This window comes from Stenotrophomonas sp. LMG 10879, assembly GCF_002750935.1.
GTDB lineage: Bacteria > Pseudomonadota > Gammaproteobacteria > Xanthomonadales > Xanthomonadaceae > Stenotrophomonas > Stenotrophomonas lactitubi_B.
Genome location: NZ_PEJT01000004.1, coordinates 39,716 through 57,322, shown reverse-complemented (window position 1 = coordinate 57,322; position 17,607 = coordinate 39,716). Strand labels below are relative to the sequence as shown.

General features: G+C 67.3%; 14 protein-coding genes. 7 read left to right on the top strand and 7 right to left on the bottom strand.

Going from position 1 to position 17,607, the window contains the following annotated elements; translation table 11 throughout:
- Window positions 1-34: 34 nt before the first annotated feature.
- Window positions 35-1,885: a sigma-54-dependent Fis family transcriptional regulator gene (locus CR919_RS07230; RefSeq protein WP_243379971.1), complete on the bottom strand. Its 1,851-nt coding sequence runs from the start codon at window positions 1,883-1,885 to the stop codon at window positions 35-37.
- 222 nt (window positions 1,886-2,107) lie between these two features.
- Between CR919_RS07230 and adh the strand changes: the two genes are divergently transcribed.
- From adh to CR919_RS07215, 3 genes are all read left to right on the top strand, one after another.
- Complete coding sequence (gene adh / locus CR919_RS07225; RefSeq protein ID WP_099819434.1) at window positions 2,108-3,637, top strand: aldehyde dehydrogenase; 1,530 nt, start codon at window positions 2,108-2,110, stop codon at window positions 3,635-3,637.
- An 80-nt stretch (window positions 3,638-3,717) separates the two neighbouring features.
- Complete coding sequence (gene adhP, locus CR919_RS07220) at window positions 3,718-4,746, top strand: alcohol dehydrogenase AdhP (protein WP_099819433.1); 1,029 nt, start codon at window positions 3,718-3,720, stop codon at window positions 4,744-4,746.
- Between the two features lie 104 nt (window positions 4,747-4,850).
- Window positions 4,851-5,240 (top strand): hypothetical protein, encoded by a 390-nt coding sequence (locus CR919_RS07215; RefSeq protein ID WP_099819675.1) that lies wholly within the window; start codon window positions 4,851-4,853, stop codon window positions 5,238-5,240.
- A 71-nt stretch (window positions 5,241-5,311) separates the two neighbouring features.
- On the opposite strand, the gene ligD is transcribed toward CR919_RS07215, so the two are convergent.
- From ligD to CR919_RS07200, 3 genes are all read right to left on the bottom strand, one after another.
- Window positions 5,312-7,789 carry a DNA ligase D gene (ligD, locus tag CR919_RS07210; protein ID WP_099819432.1) on the bottom strand — a complete coding sequence of 826 codons (2,478 nt, stop codon included), beginning with the start codon at window positions 7,787-7,789 and terminating at the stop codon, window positions 5,312-5,314.
- A gap of 3 nt (window positions 7,790-7,792) precedes the next feature.
- The gene (locus tag CR919_RS07205) at window positions 7,793-8,722 is read right to left on the bottom strand and encodes a Ku protein (protein ID WP_099819674.1); all 930 of its coding nucleotides are present in this window, start codon (window positions 8,720-8,722) and stop codon (window positions 7,793-7,795) included.
- 142 nt (window positions 8,723-8,864) lie between these two features.
- Complete coding sequence (locus CR919_RS07200; protein ID WP_025875521.1) at window positions 8,865-9,263, bottom strand: hypothetical protein; 399 nt, start codon at window positions 9,261-9,263, stop codon at window positions 8,865-8,867.
- A 141-nt stretch (window positions 9,264-9,404) separates the two neighbouring features.
- Here CR919_RS07200 and CR919_RS07195 point away from each other — a divergent pair, with 141 nt between their 5' ends.
- The gene (locus CR919_RS07195; protein WP_025875523.1) at window positions 9,405-9,731 is read left to right on the top strand and encodes a hypothetical protein; all 327 of its coding nucleotides are present in this window, start codon (window positions 9,405-9,407) and stop codon (window positions 9,729-9,731) included.
- A gap of 78 nt (window positions 9,732-9,809) precedes the next feature.
- On the opposite strand, the gene CR919_RS07190 is transcribed toward CR919_RS07195, so the two are convergent.
- Window positions 9,810-11,924 carry a TonB-dependent receptor gene (locus CR919_RS07190; protein ID WP_099819431.1) on the bottom strand — a complete coding sequence of 705 codons (2,115 nt, stop codon included), beginning with the start codon at window positions 11,922-11,924 and terminating at the stop codon, window positions 9,810-9,812.
- Window positions 11,925-12,094: 170 nt separating this feature from the next.
- Between CR919_RS07190 and CR919_RS07185 the strand changes: the two genes are divergently transcribed.
- The 3 genes from CR919_RS07185 (at window position 12,095) to CR919_RS07175 (ending at window position 15,409) form a co-directional block, all read left to right on the top strand.
- Complete coding sequence (locus CR919_RS07185) at window positions 12,095-13,297, top strand: amino acid aminotransferase (protein ID WP_099819430.1); 1,203 nt, start codon at window positions 12,095-12,097, stop codon at window positions 13,295-13,297.
- A 276-nt stretch (window positions 13,298-13,573) separates the two neighbouring features.
- Window positions 13,574-14,590, top strand: a complete 1,017-nt coding sequence (locus tag CR919_RS07180) for a class 1 fructose-bisphosphatase (protein WP_099819429.1) — start codon at window positions 13,574-13,576, stop codon at window positions 14,588-14,590.
- A gap of 108 nt (window positions 14,591-14,698) precedes the next feature.
- Complete coding sequence (locus CR919_RS07175; protein ID WP_099819428.1) at window positions 14,699-15,409, top strand: 2OG-Fe(II) oxygenase; 711 nt, start codon at window positions 14,699-14,701, stop codon at window positions 15,407-15,409.
- 30 nt (window positions 15,410-15,439) lie between these two features.
- Here CR919_RS07175 and CR919_RS07170 read toward each other — a convergent pair whose 3' ends face one another.
- Both CR919_RS07170 and CR919_RS07165 read right to left on the bottom strand, forming a co-directional pair.
- Window positions 15,440-16,552, bottom strand: coding sequence for a PA0069 family radical SAM protein (locus CR919_RS07170; protein WP_099819427.1), 1,113 nt, complete (start codon window positions 16,550-16,552; stop codon window positions 15,440-15,442).
- 302 nt (window positions 16,553-16,854) lie between these two features.
- Entirely contained in the window at window positions 16,855-17,598 is a 744-nt protein-coding gene (locus tag CR919_RS07165) for a pyridoxine 5'-phosphate synthase (protein WP_099819426.1), read from the bottom strand.
- Window positions 17,599-17,607: the final 9 nt, after the last annotated feature.

Below are 17,607 nucleotides of genomic sequence, written 5' to 3'. Positions count from 1 at the left end.
GAGCTGGGCACAGGCCCGGCGCCAGCGCATCCGCTCAGCCGCGTGGCGTACCCAGCCGCCGGTACAGAGTGCTGCGGTTGATCCCCAGCCGCTTGGCGGCCGCGCTGACGTTGCCCTGGCAATCAGCCAGCGCCTGGCGCATGGCCGCCTCGGCGATTTCTTCCAGCGCACCGCTGGCAGGCAGTGCTGGCGCGGCCGTCGTGCCTGCACGCACCTCCACCGGCAGCAGCTGCGGATCCACCGCTTGACCCGGCTCAGCTAGGGCGGCCAGCGTGCGCAGGCAGGCGCTCAGCTGGCGCAGGTTGCCGGGCCAGGCATGGGCCAGCAGTGCCGCGCGCGCCTGCGCAGACAACACGTGGCCCTGTCCCAGCCGCTGCCACAGGGCATCCACCACGGCACCGCGATCAGGATGCCGCCGCAGCGGTGCCAGGGTCACCACGTGGTCGGCGATGCGGTAATACAGATCCGCACGGAAGCGACCGGCGTCCACCGCCTGCAGCAACTCGCAGTGGCTGGCGCAGACCAGCGCAAAATCCAGTTTCACCGGCTTGCCACCGCCCAGCGGTGACAGCTCGCGCTCCTGCAGCACGCGCAGCAGACGCGGTTGCAGCGCCAGCGGCATGTCGCCGATCTCATCGAGGAACAACGTGCCGCCCTCTGCCTGCCGCAGCAGGCCCGGGCTGCCCTGGCGGCGCGCACCGGTAAAGGCACCGTCCTCGTAGCCGAACAGTTCTGCTTCGATCAGGCCTTCCGGCAACGCCGCGCAGTTCACCGCGACGAAGGGCTTACCGGCACGCGTGCTGCGTGCGTGCAGTTCGCGCGCGAAGACTTCCTTGCCGGTGCCGGTCTCGCCCTGCAGCAGCACCGGCAACCCGGCCTGCAGCACACGCCCGGCGGTGGCCAGCTGCTGTTGCTGTGCGGTATCGAACAGCGGCCCCTGCGCGCGCGCCGGCAACGGCGCGGTCGCCGCCGGCGTGGCCACACTGCGTCGCGACGCGCGTGCTTCGCGCACGCCGTACAGACGACGACCCTGGCGATCAAGCAGCACGCCGTCATCGGCCAGCCGTGACAGCGGTTGTTCGAACAGTGCTTCGTACGGCGTGCGGCCGATGTCCTGCCGATCGAGCCCGAACAGGGACAGGCCGGCACGATTGGCTGCGACCAGGCGACCGCCGCGGAAGCCGAGCACACCCTCGCGCGCACTGCCGAGCAGCGCGGGTTGATGATGCAGGCGCAGCAGCTCGCAGTCGGCCAGGCCGTCGGCGAAACCGCGGTGCTCGATCTGCGCTACCGCCTGCCGCACCAGCGCCAGCGCGTGCACGTGTGGCAGCCGCGCGTCGCCCGAAACATCGAGCACACCCAGGCACTGTCCGTAGGGATCGAGGATCGGCACCGCCGAACAGGTGAGGATGCCGTGCGGGGCGAAGTAGTGCTCGCCGCCACGCACCTGCAGCGCGCGCCCGTCGACCAGCGCGGTGCCGATCGCGTTGGTGCCGACCGTGCCCTCGTCCCAGCGCATGCCCGGCATCAGCGCGACACGACCCGCCTTGTCGAGAAAACCGGCACTGCCTTCGGCGTCGAGAATCCAGCCGTCTTCATCGGTCAGCAGCACGATGCTGCCGCTGTGGGTCATTTCCGCCGCCAACCCATCCAGCTCAGGGCGCGCCTGTCGCCACAGGCGCTCGCGGCGCTGGCGCAGTTCGCGCAGGCGGTGGTCGGTCAGTGGTTCGGCGGCCGGCTGCGCATCCACCAGCAGGCCGTGCCGCTGGCAGCGTTGCCAGGAATGCAGGATCGCCTCCGGCACCGCGCCGACCGGGGCAGCGCCGCGCTCGAAGAAACTGCGCCGGGCACTGCCCAGGCGGGGATCGGGAGCAAGCGGGGACACCGACAGCCTCCTGTGTCGCACATTGCGACAGTTGTTGCGGGACCTGTCCCGATTAACAGCACACCCTGCGCCGGCCTGCAACGGCCGCGCTTGCTGCGCCGCCGCAGGGCGCGCGACAGGATGACCGACGGCCGGGCGATGAAGGCGTGATGCAGCGCAGCAGGCCAGGGTTGGCATCGTCCTTGCGCCTGTGGAGGTACCACGCCCATCGCAGGAACCGCCATGAACGCCATACCGTCCACCCGCCCGCATGCCACCGATCCGCGCTCCCTGTTCAAGCCGCGCTATGGCAACTACATCGGTGGCGAATGGGTCGCCCCGCGCAGCGGCCAGTACTTCGACAACCTCTCGCCGGTGAACGGCCAGGTGTTCACTGAAGTGGCCCGCTCCAACGCCGAGGACGTCGACGCCGCACTCGATGCCGCGCACGCCGCCAAGGACGCCTGGGGCCGCACATCGGCCGCACACCGCGCGCTGCTGCTCAACCGCATCGCCGATCGCATCGAACAGAACCTGGAACTGCTGGCCCATGCCGAGACCTGGGACAACGGCAAGCCGATCCGCGAGACGCTCAACGCCGACGTGCCGCTGATGGCCGACCACTTCCGCTACTTCGCCGGTTGCCTGCGTGCGCAGGAAGGCAGCCTGTCGCAGATCGACGACGACACCGTGGCCTACCATTTCCACGAACCGCTGGGCGTGGTCGGGCAGATCATCCCGTGGAACTTCCCGCTGCTGATGGCGGCCTGGAAGCTGGCGCCGGCACTGGCCGCGGGCAACTGCGTGGTGCTCAAGCCGGCCGAGCAGACGCCGGCGTCGATCCTGGTGCTGATGGAAGTGATCGGCGACCTGCTGCCGCCGGGCGTGCTCAACGTGGTCAACGGCTTCGGCCTGGAGGCGGGCAAGCCGTTGGCCAGCAGCCCGCGCATCGCCAAGATCGCCTTCACCGGCGAGACTTCCACCGGCCGCCTGATCATGCAGTACGCCAGCCAGAACCTGATTCCGGTGACGCTGGAGCTGGGTGGCAAATCGCCGAACCTGTTCTTCGCCGACGTGATGGCCGAGGACGATGATTTCCTCGACAAGGCGGTGGAAGGTTTCGTCATGTTCGCCTTCAACCAGGGCGAGGTCTGCACCTGCCCGTCGCGCGCGCTGGTGCAGGAATCGATCTACGAACGCTTCATGGAACGCGTGCTGGAACGCGTGGCAGCGATCCGGCAGGGCAATCCGCTGGACCCGAACACCATGGTGGGTGCGCAGGCGTCGGCCGAACAGCTGGAGAAGATCCTGTCCTACATCGCCATCGGCCGCGAGGAAGGCGCCGAAGTGCTGATTGGTGGCGACAAGGCCGCGCTTGGCGGCGACCTGGCCGGCGGCTTCTATGTGCAGCCGACCGTGTTCAAGGGCCACAACGGCATGCGCGTGTTCCAGGAGGAGATCTTCGGGCCGGTGGTGTCGGTGACCACCTTCAAGACCGAAGAAGAAGCGCTGCAGATCGCCAACGACACGCTGTACGGGCTGGGTGCCGGCGTCTGGAGCCGCGATGCCGCGCGCCTGTACCGGGTGGGCCGTGCGATCCAGGCCGGGCGGGTATGGACCAACTGCTATCACGCCTACCCGGCACACGCCGCATTCGGCGGCTACAAACAGTCCGGCATCGGCCGCGAGAACCACCGGATGATGCTCGACCACTACCAGCAGACCAAGAACCTGCTGGTCAGCTACGCACCGAAGAAGCTCGGCTTCTTCTGATTCTGAGGATTGATCGGGATCAAGGCGCGGGCATGGGGCCGGCGCCATCCTGTCTGCAAGCGCACTACGGAGAAGCACGCATGAACAGAACCATGAAGGCCGCCGTCGTCCGTGAGTTCGGCAAGCCGCTGGTCATCGAAGAAGTCGTGGTACCGCGCCCGGGGGCGGGCGAGGTGCTGGTCAAGATCGAGGCCTGTGGCGTCTGCCACACCGACCTGCACGCCGCCGAGGGCGACTGGCCGGTGAAACCGAACCCGCCGTTCATCCCCGGCCACGAGGGCGTGGGGCACGTCGTGGCCGTGGGAGGCGGGGTAGGGCACATCAAGGAAGGTGACAGGGTCGGCATCCCCTGGTTGTACTCGGCGTGTGGCCATTGTGAACACTGCCTGGGAGGCTGGGAAACGCTGTGCGAAACGCAGCGCAATACCGGCTACTCGGTCAACGGCGGCTTCGCCGAGTACGCACTGGCCGATGCCAACTATGTCGGCCTGCTTCCGAAGGAAGTGGGCTTTATCGAGATCGCGCCGGTGCTGTGCGCGGGCGTCACCGTGTACAAGGGCCTGAAGGTCACCGACACCAAGCCCGGTGATTGGGTGGCCATTTCCGGCATCGGCGGCCTCGGCCACATGGCCGTGCAGTACGCCCGCGCGATGGGCCTGAACGTTGCTGCGGTGGACGTGGACGACGCCAAGCTGGCCCTGGCCAGGCGCCTGGGCGCGCAGGTCACCGTCAACGCGCGCACCACCGATCCGGCCGCATTCCTGAAGAAGGAGATCGGCGGCGCGCATGGTGCACTGGTCACCGCGGTGTCGCCCAAGGCGTTCGAACAGGCGCTGGGGATGGTCCGTCGCGGCGGCACGGTCTCGCTCAACGGCCTGCCACCGGGCAATTTCCCGCTGGACATCTTCGGCATGGTGCTCAACGGCGTCACCGTGCGCGGATCGATCGTCGGCACCCGCCTGGACCTGCAGGAGTCGCTGCGGTTCGCCGCAGAAGGCAAGGTTGCGGCAACGGTCAGCACCGATCGCCTGGAGAACGTCAACGATGTGTTCGCGCGCATGCACGCCGGCACCATCGAAGGCCGCGTGGTGATCGACTTCGCTGCCTGACCCCCTGTGCATGGCCGCCGTGCCCGTTCCCCTCTCCCACGGGCACGGCGGCCATGCCGATCCACCGGCAGCGCCGGGCAGCCTGGCGGCCGTACAATGCGCGCATGCCCGCCACGCTCAAGACCATCTTTCTCTCCCTGCTCGCCCTGATCGGCGCGCTGCTCGCGCTGGCCCTGGTCAGCAGTGCCGCCGGCTGGCTGCCGTCGCTGCTGGGCATGACGCCGGGAAGCGAGGCGCAGCTCGGCTGGGACCTGGCATTCACCGTGCTCGGCGGCATCGCCGCCATTGCCTTTGCCACCTACTACGCACCGTGCTGGCCGCGCGCGCATGGCACTTCGATCTGGTCGTTGCTGGTGCTTGGCGCGGGCTATGGCCTGTGGGTGATGGGGGGCGATTTCCCACAGTGGTTCGTCATCGGCCTGCTGGTTTCGCTGCCGGTGCAGTTGCTGGTTGGCTGGTGGTTCGGTCGTCGCGCATCGCGCGATCCGCGCTGAGCGGATACCGGTAGTGCCGGCCGCTGGCCGGCCACCTCGATGATCCTGCAGTTGCCGGCCAGCGGCCGGCACTACCGCTTCAGCGTCGGCAGCGTCTGCTTCAGCGTGTCGATACCCTGCCACGGATCCGCCTTCAAACGCTTCGCCCGTGCCAACGCCTTGTCCATCGGAAACGCATCGGCAGCGCCGACCCGCGCCAGTTCTTCCCAGCGCAGCGGTACCGCCACGCCCGCGCTCTCGCGCGCACGCAGCGACCACGAACATACGCTGGTCGCGCCGCGTGTATTGCGCAGCCAGTCGATGAAGATCACCCCGCTGCGCTTGGCCTTGCTCATCGTCGCCACGTAGCGGTCCGGCGCCTGTTCGGCCATCGCCTGCGCGAACGCCTCGCAGAACGCTTTCGCGTCCTCCCAGTCCGCCTTTGGCTGCAACGGCACCACCACATGCACGCCCTTGCCACCCGACAACCGCACGAAGCTCTGCAGCCCGGTCTCCTGCAGCCGATCGCGCACATCACGCGCGCCGCGCTTGACGTCGGCCCAGCTCACGCCCTCACCTGGATCAAGATCGAACACCAGCCTGTCGGGATGCTCGGGATCGGCCACCGTCGCCCCCCAGGGGTGCAGCTCCAGGGTGTTCATCTGCACCAGCTGCAGCAGCCCGCGTTCGTCATCGATGTAGACGTAGTCCTCGCGCCCGCTCTTCTGCTGCAGCGGCACCGCATGCACGGCGTCGCCCAGACCCTGGCCGTGGTGCTTCTGGAAGAAACAGGCCTTGCCTACGCCATCGGGACAGCGCAGCAGCGACAGCGGTCGTCCACTGATTTCCGGCAGGATCCAGCGTGCCATCTGCCGGTAGTAGTCGGCGACGTCACCCTTGCTGAGCTTCTTCTTCGCAAACACCACACGCTCGGGATGGGTGATGGCCACGTCGTCGCCGTCATCGGCCGGTGCTGCACTCATCGCCAGGTCCTCCTTCTGCTTGTCACTGCGCAGTCGCTTGAAACTGGCCTGGCGCAGCAATCCTTCCTTGCCCCAGCCGCGGAACGCGATCTCGGCCACCGTCACCGGCTTCACCCAGCGCACGCTGGCCCCACGGAGGGGCACGTGCAACGGCAGCTCCAGCACCGCTGCCTTCACCGCCAGCGGCGCCAGCGTGGCCGACAGCGCGCGCAGGCTCTCGTCGTCGAAGCCGGTACCGACCCGGCCGACATAGCGCAGGCCGCCCTTGTCCGGCGTGGCCAGCAGCAGCGAACCGAATCCCACCCGCGAGCCCTTTGGCGCGGTGTAGCCGATGATCAGGAATTCATCGGTGTCCTCGTGCTTCACCTTCACCCAGCTTCGTGCGCGGGCGTTCACATAGGGCGCATCGATCTGCTTGCTGACGATGCCTTCGAAGCCCGCCTTGCCGCTGGCCTCGAACACCGCCGGGCCGTGATCGATGACGTGCTCGCTGAAGGCCAGCGTGCCAACTGCATCGCCGATCAGTTCCTTCAGCAGTGCCTTGCGTTGCAGCAGCGGCGCGCGGCTGATGTCGACCCCAGCCACGCCCGGCAGATCGAACACGATGTAGCGCAGCGGTTGTTTCGAGCTGCCGTCGATCACCCGCTGCAGCGCGGCGAAGTCGCTGCGGCCGTTGTCATCCAGTACCACCAGTTCCCCATCCAGGCGTGCATCGCGTACCGGCAGCGCCTGTACGGCCTGCACCACTTCGGGAAAATCCGCGGTCCAGTCCAGGCCATTGCGCGAGCGCAGTTTTACCTCGCCCTCGTGCAGGTCGGCCAGCATCCGGTAGCCATCCCACTTGATCTCGTGCAGCCAGCGCTCGCCGTCCGGTGCGCTGTCGCGATGATCGGTGAGCTGTGGTTTGAACTGACGCGGGTAGCTCTTGTCACGCGCCCCATCCAGCGTCAGCGCACGCGCATGCCAGCGTGCATCGGCCTTGCGTGGATGTGCGGTACGCGGCGCGGGCGCCGCCTTCTTCGCAGAGGCGCGGGGCGCCTTCGCAGATCTGGGTGCTGGCGCGTGCAGCAGATCGTCCGCTTCGGCATCCCGTGCCTGCTCATCATCGCGCTTGATCAGCAGCCACTGCACCTGGCGCCCCTTCATCGCCGTGCGCACCAGCTTCCAGCCACCCGCCAGACGCTGCCCATGCAGCACGAAGTCGATCTTGCCGGCCGCCAGCGCTTGCAGCGGATCGCCTTCGCAGGCCCAGCTGCCGTGATCGAATACGTCGACGTGACCCGCGCCGTAGTGCCCTTCCGGAATATCGCCTTCGAAGCCGGCATAGGACAGCGGGTGGTCTTCCACCTCCACCGCCAGACGCTTCTCACCCACCCGCAGCGACGGCCCCTTCGGCACCGCCCAGCTCTTCAGCACGCCATCCATTTCCAGGCGGAAATCGTAGTGGCGGCTGCTGGCGTGGTGCAGTTGAACCACGAAGATCGGCCGTCGCTTCGGGTTGCCCCGTGCAGGCGTTTCATCCGGCTCGGGGGTCTGCCCGCTGCCTCCGCCCAGCCGACGCTTGCGCCGGTACTGATGCAACGACATGGCTCAACCCGCCTTGCGTCGCGCGACGGTTTTCTTTGCAGCCTTCTTCGCCGGGACCTTCTTTGCCGGTGTCTTCTTCGCCGCTGTCTTCCTTGCCGGAGCCTTGCCCGCTGCCACCTTCTTCGCCGGCGTGCGCTTGTTGGCATCCAGGCTCTTCTGCAGCAGCGACATGAAGTCCACCACGTTGGTGGTGGCATCTTCGCGCGGTGCCGGCTCGTCTTCTACCTTGGTCGTGCCGCCCTTGGACTTGATGCGCTTGTTCAGCACCTGCTGCAGGCGTTCGCGGAATTCATCGTGATACTGCGACGGATCCCAGTCGCCGGCCATCGACTCGATCAGCTGCTCAGCCATCGCCGTTTCCTTGCTGGTGATGCGGTAATCGGCGAGCTTTCCACTGGGCAGCGTGTAGTCGTCAGGCTCGACCAGTTCCTGTGGGTAACGCAGGATCATCAGCACCAGTGCGTCACCGTTGGGCATCACCGCGCACAGGTACTCGCGCGTTCGCACCACCACCCGCGCGATACCGACCTTGCCAGTGCTGCGCAGCGTTTCCCGCAGCAGCACGTAGCCTTTCTCGGCCTTTTTACCCGGCACCAGCAGATAGGGCTTCTCGTAGTAGCGCGGATCGATCTGGCTGGCGTCGACGAAGGTTTCCACCTCCACCGTTTCATGGCTTTCCGGCGCCGCCGAACGGATATCGTCTTCCTCCAGCACAACGTAGCTGCCCTTGTCGTACTCGAAGGCTTTGACGATGTCCTTCCACGGCACTTCTTCGCCGGTATCGGCGTTGACCCGTTCGAAGCGGATCGGTTTGCGGTCGCGCGAATCCAGCATGCGGAAGTGCAGGTCGACCTTGCGCTCACCGGACATCAGCGAGACCGGTACGTTGAGCAGGCCGAAGGAAAGCGTACCGGTCCAGATCGGGCGGGCCATGATGCGCACCTGGGTTTCAGCAGGGGTAGCCAGCTTCGGCCGGCTACCGTGAAACAACCGTGTCGACAACGTGCACGCCGTGCGGGTAGGGCCTCTGGCCGGCATCCCCAGGCTTCAAGGCGCTGCCGGCGAGCGGCCGGCACTACTGCAGCAATGGCCTCACCGCAGCGGCAGGGATGTGGTCCAGCGCGCGCCAGGCATCTTCCACCACCGGCTGCGCCTGTGCCCAGTTCAGGCGCGACTGTCCACGCATCTGGTCCCAGTGCTCGGCCAGTTCGCCACTGGTATCGGCCTCACCGCCACGCGGCCAGTCAGCGGCATGGGTGGTCAGTGCGAAGGCATACACCGGGCAAAGATCGCGCCAGTTGCGATGCCCCTGTCCGCGGCGTTCCTCGTAGTCGCTCAGCATGTACTGCAGGTAATCCTGCGCCACCGCCTGCGGATCCTCCAGGCGGCGCGTCCGGCGCTGCGTGCTGCGCTGGCCAAGCGGATCCAGCAGGGCGTTGAACACGGACGGGGCGGGGCGTTCAAGACGGGGCATGGCCGGCTCCTGCAGCGGGGCGGGTGGGCAGGAATACGCGCGCCGCCGTTATCCAGTCGTGACAAAGATGTTCATGACGCCAGGTTCGCAGTGGCTTTACTTCGTCCGCGCTCTAGTGGAGGCCTACCGGAGGAATGCCCCATGACCACCACCCGTGACCCCCTGCGTGAGAACCACACCCCCGAGCCGGGCGAGCAGCGCGGCAAACACGATCTGGCCGACGCCGAGGACCGTGGCGCCGGCATGTCGACACCGGACGAGGGCGTACTGCCCGTCGTGCGCCGACCTGAACAGGCCGCACAGGACCGCAAGGACTGTGGCGATCGCAACCGCGGTGGCCAGGAAAGCCCGTTGAAGCGGCGCGAGCGCAAGCAGCACGCCAGCGACAACCAGGACGAGGCGCTGGAAGAGACCTTCCCGGCCAGCGACCCGACCTCGCCGTTCGTGCCGGCCAAGGCGCCGGATTGACGGGGCGTGCCGGCTGCTGGCCGGCAACGTTGACTCCTGCACGGAGCAATGCCGGCCAGCGGCCGGGGCACTACCGCTTCAGCGCCATGACCACTGCAGGCCGACGCTGGCGCGGCGGTCCGGCCCCGGCTCGAAGAACCGGCCGTTGCCGTCATTGACGATCACCGAGCCGATGTAGCGCTGGTCCAGCACGTTGTCGATACGCGCGAATGCGCGCAGGTCACCGGACTGCAGCGTCCAGCTGCGGCCGGCTTCCAGGTTCAGCAGCGCGTATCCCGGCGCACGCTCGGTGGCGATGTCGTTCACCACCACGTCGCTGCTGGCGGCAGCTTCCAGCGCCCACTGCCAGTCCCCCGGCGACCACTGCAGGCGGGCATGCGCCTGCTGCCGGGGCACGCCGGGCAGGCGGCTGCCGGCGGCAACCACGGTGTCGGGCACGGCGCAGTTGCTGGCCGCACAGGCCAGGTAGGGCGAGCGCACCTGCGCCTGCAGCCAGGTCCAGGCCAGCTGCAGCTCCAGCTGCTCGGCCAGCGGCTGCCGGTACTGCAGCTCCACACCCTGGCGGCGGGTGCGGCCGATGTTGCGGTACGTGCTGCGACCGTTGGTGTTGCTGGCAACGGCCAGCTCATCGTCGGTATCTGCGCGGAACACGCTGACATCGAGCTGCCTTCCATCCTGCGCATGCCACTTGCTGCCCACTTCCAGGCTGCGGCTGCGGGCAGCCGCCAGATCCAGCGCCAGCCCGGCCTGGCCATCGGCGCGGTAGCCCAGTTCATTGAACGTCGGGGTTTCAAATCCACGGCCCACGGCCGCGTGCAGACGCCACTGCGGGCTTGCCTCGAAGCTGACACCCGCCACCGGCGTGGTGGCCTGGTAGCGGCGGCGGCCGCTGTCGTCCGGGTTGCGCCCGACGATGTAGCGATCATCCGATTCGAAGCGCACCGTGCTGTGGCGGACTCCGGCGAGCAGCGACCAGCGCGGGCTCCATTGCCACCACGCCTGCGCGAACTGGTCCACGTTCTGCACGATGTCGATCTGGTCGCGGCGCAGGCGCCCGCGTACCCCCACGGTGCTGCCGATGAAGTTCTCGTAGCCAGTGCGGTGCTGGCGTTGGCGATCGGCATTCACGCCCACCACCAGATCCAGCGGGCGCCCCCACAGATCGCCGTTCCAGCCCCAGCGCGCGTCCAGCCCGCCGTAGCCGCCATCCAGGTCGATCACACCACCGGCGTGCAATGGGTTGGCCTGCGGTCCCGGCGGAATCGGCAGGTACTGGGTCACCGCGCGCTGCCCGGCGTAGCCCATCAGCTGCCAGCGTTGCGCGCCGGCTTCCCGGGTCCAGCGCAGGCCGGCCTGCTGCTGGCGAACCGATTTGCGGGTGTTGTACTGGTGGGCCACCGCCGTGGCTTGGCGCGGGTCGGCCGCCACCTGCGCGCGGGTCAGCCCCAGCGGGTCCTGCGCGTTCGGCGCGTGCAGCGCGTTGAGCAGCAGTTCCAGGCGGCCGCCAGCGAGCTCGGTGCCCAGCCGCGCGTTCAACGATTCGCGGCGCGCACGGCTATGGTCACGCCAGCCATCGGTACTGAAATGGTTGGCGGCCACGTTGTAATCGATGCCCTTGCCTGCCCCACGCAGCTGCGCGCCGACGCTGAGCGTGTTGTCGGCACCGGCATTCACCCGCAGCCGCCACGGGTCACCGGCCTGGCCCTGCGCGCTCCACACCTGCAGCACGCCCCCGGACGAGTTGCCGTACAGCGCGGAGAACGGCCCACGCAGCACCTCGATGCGCTCGGCACCGAGCAGGCTGGCGTGCGACAGCTGGCCCTGGCCGTCGGGCATGGTCGCCGGCACCCCATCAATCAGCACCCGCACCCCGCGCACGCCAAAGGTCGAACGGGCGCCGAAGCCACGGATCGACAGCTGGGTGTCCTGCGCGAAGTTCTGCCGGTCGCGGGCCAGCAGGCCCGGCACCCCGCCCAGCGCCTCGGACAGCTGCGTATTGGGGCCGCTACGGTCGGCATCGATCCACACCGTATCCAGGCTGGCGGGCAGGGCGAAGGGATCCACGCCCGGCACCCGCACGGCCTGCACCTGCACCGCCGGCAGTGCGGTGGGCGAGGGCGCGGCCGCCACCGAAAAAGGCGACAGCAGCAGGGCGGACAGCGGCAGGCAATGACGTCGTGCAGCGGAATTCATGATTCAGGTTATGGCTCGAGCGGCAACGCACGCCATGGTACGGGCAGGCGGATGACGATGGCGGCGGCCAGCCCCGGCAGGCTTTGTTACGATGGGCTGTTTCCGGCCGAAAAGCCGCAAGCCGCGTGGCGCAATTCCTCCCCCTTTCCGTCTACCGAACGAGTACCGCCGTGTCCTTCTTTGCAAACGTGGAACTGGTCCCAGGCGACCCGATCCTAGGCCTGACCGAGGCGTACAACGCCGACAGCCGCCCGACCAAGGTCAACCTGGGTGTGGGCATCTACTACGACGAGAGCGGCCGCATTCCGCTGCTGCGCGCCGTCAAGCAGATCGAGCAGCAGCTCGCCAACGAAGCCAAACCGCGCGGCTACCTGCCGATCGATGGCCTGCCGGCATACACCCAGGCTACCCGTGAGCTGGTGTTCGGGAAGGATTCGCCGCTGCTGGCCGCCGGCCGCGTCACCACCGCACAGACCGTCGGTGGCAGCGGTGCGCTGCGCGTCGGCGCCGACGTGCTGAAGAAGCTGCTGCCGCACGCCACCGTCGCGCTGAGCAACCCGAGCTGGGAAAACCACCGCGCCGTGTTCAGCGCCGCTGGTTTCGAGGTGGTCGATTACACCTACTTCGACCCGACCACCCATGGCGTGAACTTCGACGGCCTGCTGACCGACCTGGGCAAGCTGGAAGCGGGCACCGTGGTGCTGCTGCACGCCTGCTGCCACAACCCCACCGGCGCCGACCTCACCGTCAGCCAGTGGAAGCAGGTCGCGCAGCTGCTGAAGGATCGCCAGCTGTTCCCCTTCATCGACATGGCCTACCAGGGCTTCGACAAGGGCATCGAGCAGGACGGCGCCGCCGTGCGCATCATCGCCGAGGCCGGCATCGACAGCTTCATCGTCGCCAACTCGTACTCCAAGTCGTTCTCGCTGTATGGCGAGCGCGTGGGTGCGCTGTCGATGGTGGCGCCGACCGCCGCTGACGCCAAGGCCGTGCAGTCGCAGGTCAAGCGCGTGATCCGCACGATCTACTCCAGCCCGTCCACGCACGGTGCTGCACTGGTTGCCGGTGTGCTGACCAACCCGGAACTGCGCGCGATGTGGGAGCAGGAACTGACCGAGATGCGCGAGCGCATCCACGCCCTGCGCCAGGGCCTGGTCGAGAAGCTGGCCGCCGCCGGTGCCCCGCAGTTCGGCTTCATCAACGAACAGGCGGGCATGTTCTCGTACTCCGGCCTGAGCCGCGAACAGGTCGAGCGCCTGCGCGACGAGTTCGGCATCTACGCCGTGGGCACCGGCCGCATCTGCGTGGCCGCGCTGAACCAGAACAACCTGGAATACGTCGCCAAGGCCGTGGCCACCGTCGCCAAGGGCTGAAGCACCCCTCCAGTGGTTTGAAAACAAAGGCGCCGCAAGGCGCCTTTGTTTTTGGGTCCTGGTTTCGCCAAGGGTTGCTGTAGAGCCGAGCCTGCGCTCGGCTTGCGCGGCGTGACGGACGAAGAGCAGCCGAGCGCGGGCTCGGCTCTACAGAAGCAGAGCGCCCCGCTTCTGCAGCGCAACGCATCTGGAAACGATTACGCCTTCCCCGCTCACCCACGCGCAAGTCAGACCAGCGACAATAGGTGTTTTCCCGTTGCCGAGACCTGCCCGCCCATGTCCCGTACCTCGTTGACCCGCTTCCTGATCCAGCAGCAGCACGCCGGCCGCATCAACGCCGACCTGCGCCAGCTGATCGCGGTCGTCGCCCGCGCCTGCACCAGCATCTCCATCGCCGTCAGCAAGGGCGCCCTCGGTGGCGTGCTCGGCGAGGCCGGCACCGGCAACGTGCAGGGCGAAGCGCAGAAGAAGCTGGATGTCATCAGCAACGAGATCCTGCTGGAAGCCAACGCCTGGGGCGGTCACCTTGCTGCCTGCGCATCGGAGGAAATGGACCACAGCCAGCCGGTGCCTGACATCTACCCGCGCGGCGATTTCCTGCTGCTGTTCGATCCCCTCGATGGCAGCTCCAACATCGACGTCAACGTCTCCGTCGGCACCATCTTCTCGGTGCTGCGTTGCCCGACCAACGTCGAACTGCCTGGCGATGACGCCTTCCTGCAGCCGGGCAGCAAGCAGATCGCCGCCGGCTACTGCATCTACGGGCCCAGCACGCAGCTGGTGCTGACCGTCGGCCACGGTACCCACGCCTTCACCCTCGACCGCGAAACCGGCGAGTTCCTGCTGACCACCGAGAACATGCAGATTCCGGCGGCCACCCAGGAGTTCGCCATCAACATGTCCAACCAGCGCCACTGGGAAGCGCCGATGCAGGCCTATGTGGAAGATCTGCTGGCCGGCAAGGAAGGCCCGCGCGGCAAGAACTTCAACATGCGCTGGATCGCCAGCATGGTCGCCGACGTGCATCGCATCCTGACCCGCGGCGGCATCTTCATCTACCCGTGGGACAAGAAGGAACCGGGCAAGGCCGGCAAGCTGCGCCTGATGTACGAAGCCAACCCGATGGGCCTGCTGGTGGAGCAGGCGGGCGGTGCGGCCTGGACCGGTCGCGAGCGCATCACCGACCTGCAACCCGACCAGCTGCACCAGCGCGTGCCGGTGTTCCTCGGTTCGCGCGAAGAGGTTGCCGAGGCCGTGCGTTATCACCAGGAGCATGACGCGAAAAGCGTCTGACCGCGGCCATCCCTACAGCGGTCATGGCAGATTGATGACATGACCGCAGGGTGACAGCAGCAGTGGCAAACGGCACCATCAAGCCCTTGCCGTCGAAGGAATGCACGCATGCACGAGCCGCGCCCTGTCGATTTCATCGAGGTCATCCACAACGCCGTCCCCAACGACGTATGCGGTGCGATCGTCGCCCGCATGCGTGCAAGCCAGGGCCTGAAACCCGGTGCGGTGGGCAGCGGTGTGTTCCCGGAACTCAAGCACAGCAAGGATCTGCGGATCAGCGGCGTGGAGGGCTGGCAGGATGTGGACCAGCAGCTGCAACAGGCGGTTTTTGCCGGTCTGCAGACTTATCTACGCCGTTATCCACAGGCATTGATCGCGCCGCTGATGTTGCAGATCCAGGACAGCAACGGCCAGCCGCGACGCCTGTCGGCCGAGGATTTTCCCGACATGGCGCCGGAGCAGCTGGCGGATCTGGCGCGCACCTGCCTGCGCCCGGGTGCGATCAACCTGCAGTGGTACGCAGCGGGCGAGGGCGGTTACCCGTACTGGCACTGCGAGCTGTACCCGAAGGACGCGCAGGCCGAGACCCTGCACCGGCATGTGCTGTGGACGCTGTACCTCAACGACGACTTCGACGAAGGCGAAACCGAGTTCCTGTTCCAGGGGCGGAAGATCGCACCGCGCACCGGCAGTCTGTTGATTGCGCCGACCGCGTTCACCCATACCCATCGCGGGAATCGGCCACAGGGTGGCGACAAGTTCATCGCCACCAGCTGGATCCTGTTCCAGAGTGCGCAGAAGTTGTTCGGTGGCGGCTGACCAGTTGCACCGCGCTGTGACCGCCGCTGCCTAGAACAGACTGCCCTGCGGCGTATCCACCTTCGGCGGCAACGGTTTCTCGAACCGGCTGCAATCCAGCTTCGGCCAGTGACTGTTCTGCGCATTGAACCCGAGACGCTTGCGCGCCAGCTTGAAGCGGTTGTTCAACAGCTCCGCATACACGCCCTGGCCGCGCATACGCGTGCCGAACTGGCTGTCGTAGTCCTTGCCGCCACGCAGCTGCTGGATGGTGCTCATCACGTGCGCGGCACGATCCGGATGATGGGTATCGAGCCAATCGCGGAACAGCGGTGCCACTTCCAGCGGCAGGCGCAGCAGCACGTAACCGGCGGTACTGGCGCCGGCATCATGCGCAGCCTCCAGCACGGCTTCCAGTTCGCTGTCGTTGATCCACGGAATCACCGGCGCCACCATCACACCGACCGGAATGCCCGCCTCGTGCAGGCGCTTCATCGCACGCAGGCGCGCATGGGGTGCCGAGGCACGCGGCTCCAGTTTTGCCGACAGGTGCGGATCCAACGATGTCACCGAGAAATGCACGCTGACCAGGTTCTCCGCTGCCAGCGGTGCGAGCAGATCGATGTCGCGCTCGACCAGTGCGTTCTTGGTGATCAGCGAGAACGGATGCTTGGTCTCCAGCATCACTTCGATCAGCTGCCGCGTCAGCTTGAACTTGCGCTCGATCGGTTGGTACGCGTCGGTGTTGATCCCCAACGCGATCGGCTGCGGCACGTAGCCCGGCTTCGACAGTTCCTTGCGCAGCAGTTGCGGCGCGTTGGTCTTGGCAAACAGCTTGGTCTCGAAGTCGAGCCCGGGCGACAGGTTCAGGTAGGCATGCGAGGGGCGCGCGAAGCAGTACGAGCAACCATGCTCGCAGCCGCGATACGGATTCACCGATTGGCTGAAGCCGACGTCCGGGGAGTTGTTGCGGCTGATGATGCTGCGAGCGGTCTCCGCGCGTACTTCGGTGCGCAGGCGCGGGGCGAGGAACTCCTCGCTTTCGTCCACTGCCCAGCCATCGTCCACCGCTTCGCTGACGGTGCTTTCAAAACGCCCCGCAAGATGGGACGTGGAACCCCGGCCCTTGATGGCGGCCTGGGCGTTGCGAGGGGGATGCTGCATGTTGCCCTCCGGCCGTTACGGGGTATTAGTATTATTGCTAACCACAGGCGGCGCAAGCAGCCAGGATTCACGTAGCTGTAGGCGCGGAGGCGCATGGGACCGCACGTTGACCCCAGACTTGTCCACAGGGTTGCGTGGCTTGAGAACGGGCGCGCGCCATCGCCGCGGCAGGCCAGCATGGGCCACGGGTGTCTCAACAGCTGCGATGGGAAGATCGGCTACAGGGACGCATGCCAGGCCGGAATTCGGCGACCTGCCGCGCGTCCTCCGGCTTCAATCTGCAGGGGAAGTCCCATGCACTGCTACAGAAGTGCCAGGTAGCCCTTCACCGTGGCATCCAGGCCGTCGTACAGCGCCTCGCCGATCAGGGCGTGGCCGATCGACACTTCCAGCACCTCCGGCACATCGGACAGGAAGTCACGCAGGTTGTCCTGCGACAGGTCGTGTCCGGCATTCACCCCCAGGCCGACGGCCTGTGCACGGCGCGCGGCCGTCGCGAACAGTTCCAGCATGGCCCGGGCGTCGCCGGCAGCATGGGCCTCGGCATACGGGCCGGTGTACAGCTCGATGCGGTCGGCACCGACCTCGGCCGCCTGTTCCAGCAGCGGGTTGCCGGCATCCACGAACAGGCTCACCCGGCAGCCCATCGCCTTCAGCTCGGCCACCAGCGGGCGCAGTCGCTGCGCGTCGCGCTCGAAGTCGAAACCATGGTCGGAGGTGATCTGGCCATCGCCATCGGGAACCAGCGTGGCCTGTGCCGGGCGCGTCTGCGCGCACAGCGGCAGCAGCCCGGGGTAACCCTCGCGCGGCGGCGCGAACGGGTTGCCTTCGATGTTGAATTCGACGCCGCGCGCGCGGGTCAGCGCCGACAGTGCCAGCACGTCCTCGGCGGTGATATGGCGGCGGTCCGGTCGCGGGTGCACGGTGATGCCATGCGCGCCTGCATCCAGGCAGGCCTGGGCGGCACGCACCACGTCGGGTTCGGCACCGCCACGCGAGTTGCGCAGGACGGCGATCTTGTTGACGTTGACGCTGAGCTGGGTCATGGAACGGGA

Excerpts from the sequence above, each read along its gene's own strand:
- adh (WP_099819434.1), top strand. The coding sequence starts at position 2,108 with ATGAACGCCATACCGTCCACCCGCCCGCATGCCACCGATCCGCGCTCC.
- adhP (WP_099819433.1), top strand. The coding sequence starts at position 3,718 with ATGAACAGAACCATGAAGGCCGCCGTCGTCCGTGAGTTCGGCAAGCCG.
- CR919_RS07215 (WP_099819675.1), top strand. The coding sequence starts at position 4,851 with ATGCCCGCCACGCTCAAGACCATCTTTCTCTCCCTGCTCGCCCTGATC.
- ligD (WP_099819432.1), bottom strand. The coding sequence starts at position 7,789 with ATGTCGTTGCATCAGTACCGGCGCAAGCGTCGGCTGGGCGGAGGCAGC.
- CR919_RS07205 (WP_099819674.1), bottom strand. The coding sequence starts at position 8,722 with ATGGCCCGCCCGATCTGGACCGGTACGCTTTCCTTCGGCCTGCTCAAC.
- CR919_RS07200 (WP_025875521.1), bottom strand. The coding sequence starts at position 9,263 with ATGCCCCGTCTTGAACGCCCCGCCCCGTCCGTGTTCAACGCCCTGCTG.
- CR919_RS07195 (WP_025875523.1), top strand. The coding sequence starts at position 9,405 with ATGACCACCACCCGTGACCCCCTGCGTGAGAACCACACCCCCGAGCCG.
- CR919_RS07190 (WP_099819431.1), bottom strand. The coding sequence starts at position 11,924 with ATGAATTCCGCTGCACGACGTCATTGCCTGCCGCTGTCCGCCCTGCTG.
- CR919_RS07180 (WP_099819429.1), top strand. The coding sequence starts at position 13,574 with ATGTCCCGTACCTCGTTGACCCGCTTCCTGATCCAGCAGCAGCACGCC.
- CR919_RS07175 (WP_099819428.1), top strand. The coding sequence starts at position 14,699 with ATGCACGAGCCGCGCCCTGTCGATTTCATCGAGGTCATCCACAACGCC.
- CR919_RS07170 (WP_099819427.1), bottom strand. The coding sequence starts at position 16,552 with ATGCAGCATCCCCCTCGCAACGCCCAGGCCGCCATCAAGGGCCGGGGT.
- CR919_RS07165 (WP_099819426.1), bottom strand. The coding sequence starts at position 17,598 with ATGACCCAGCTCAGCGTCAACGTCAACAAGATCGCCGTCCTGCGCAAC.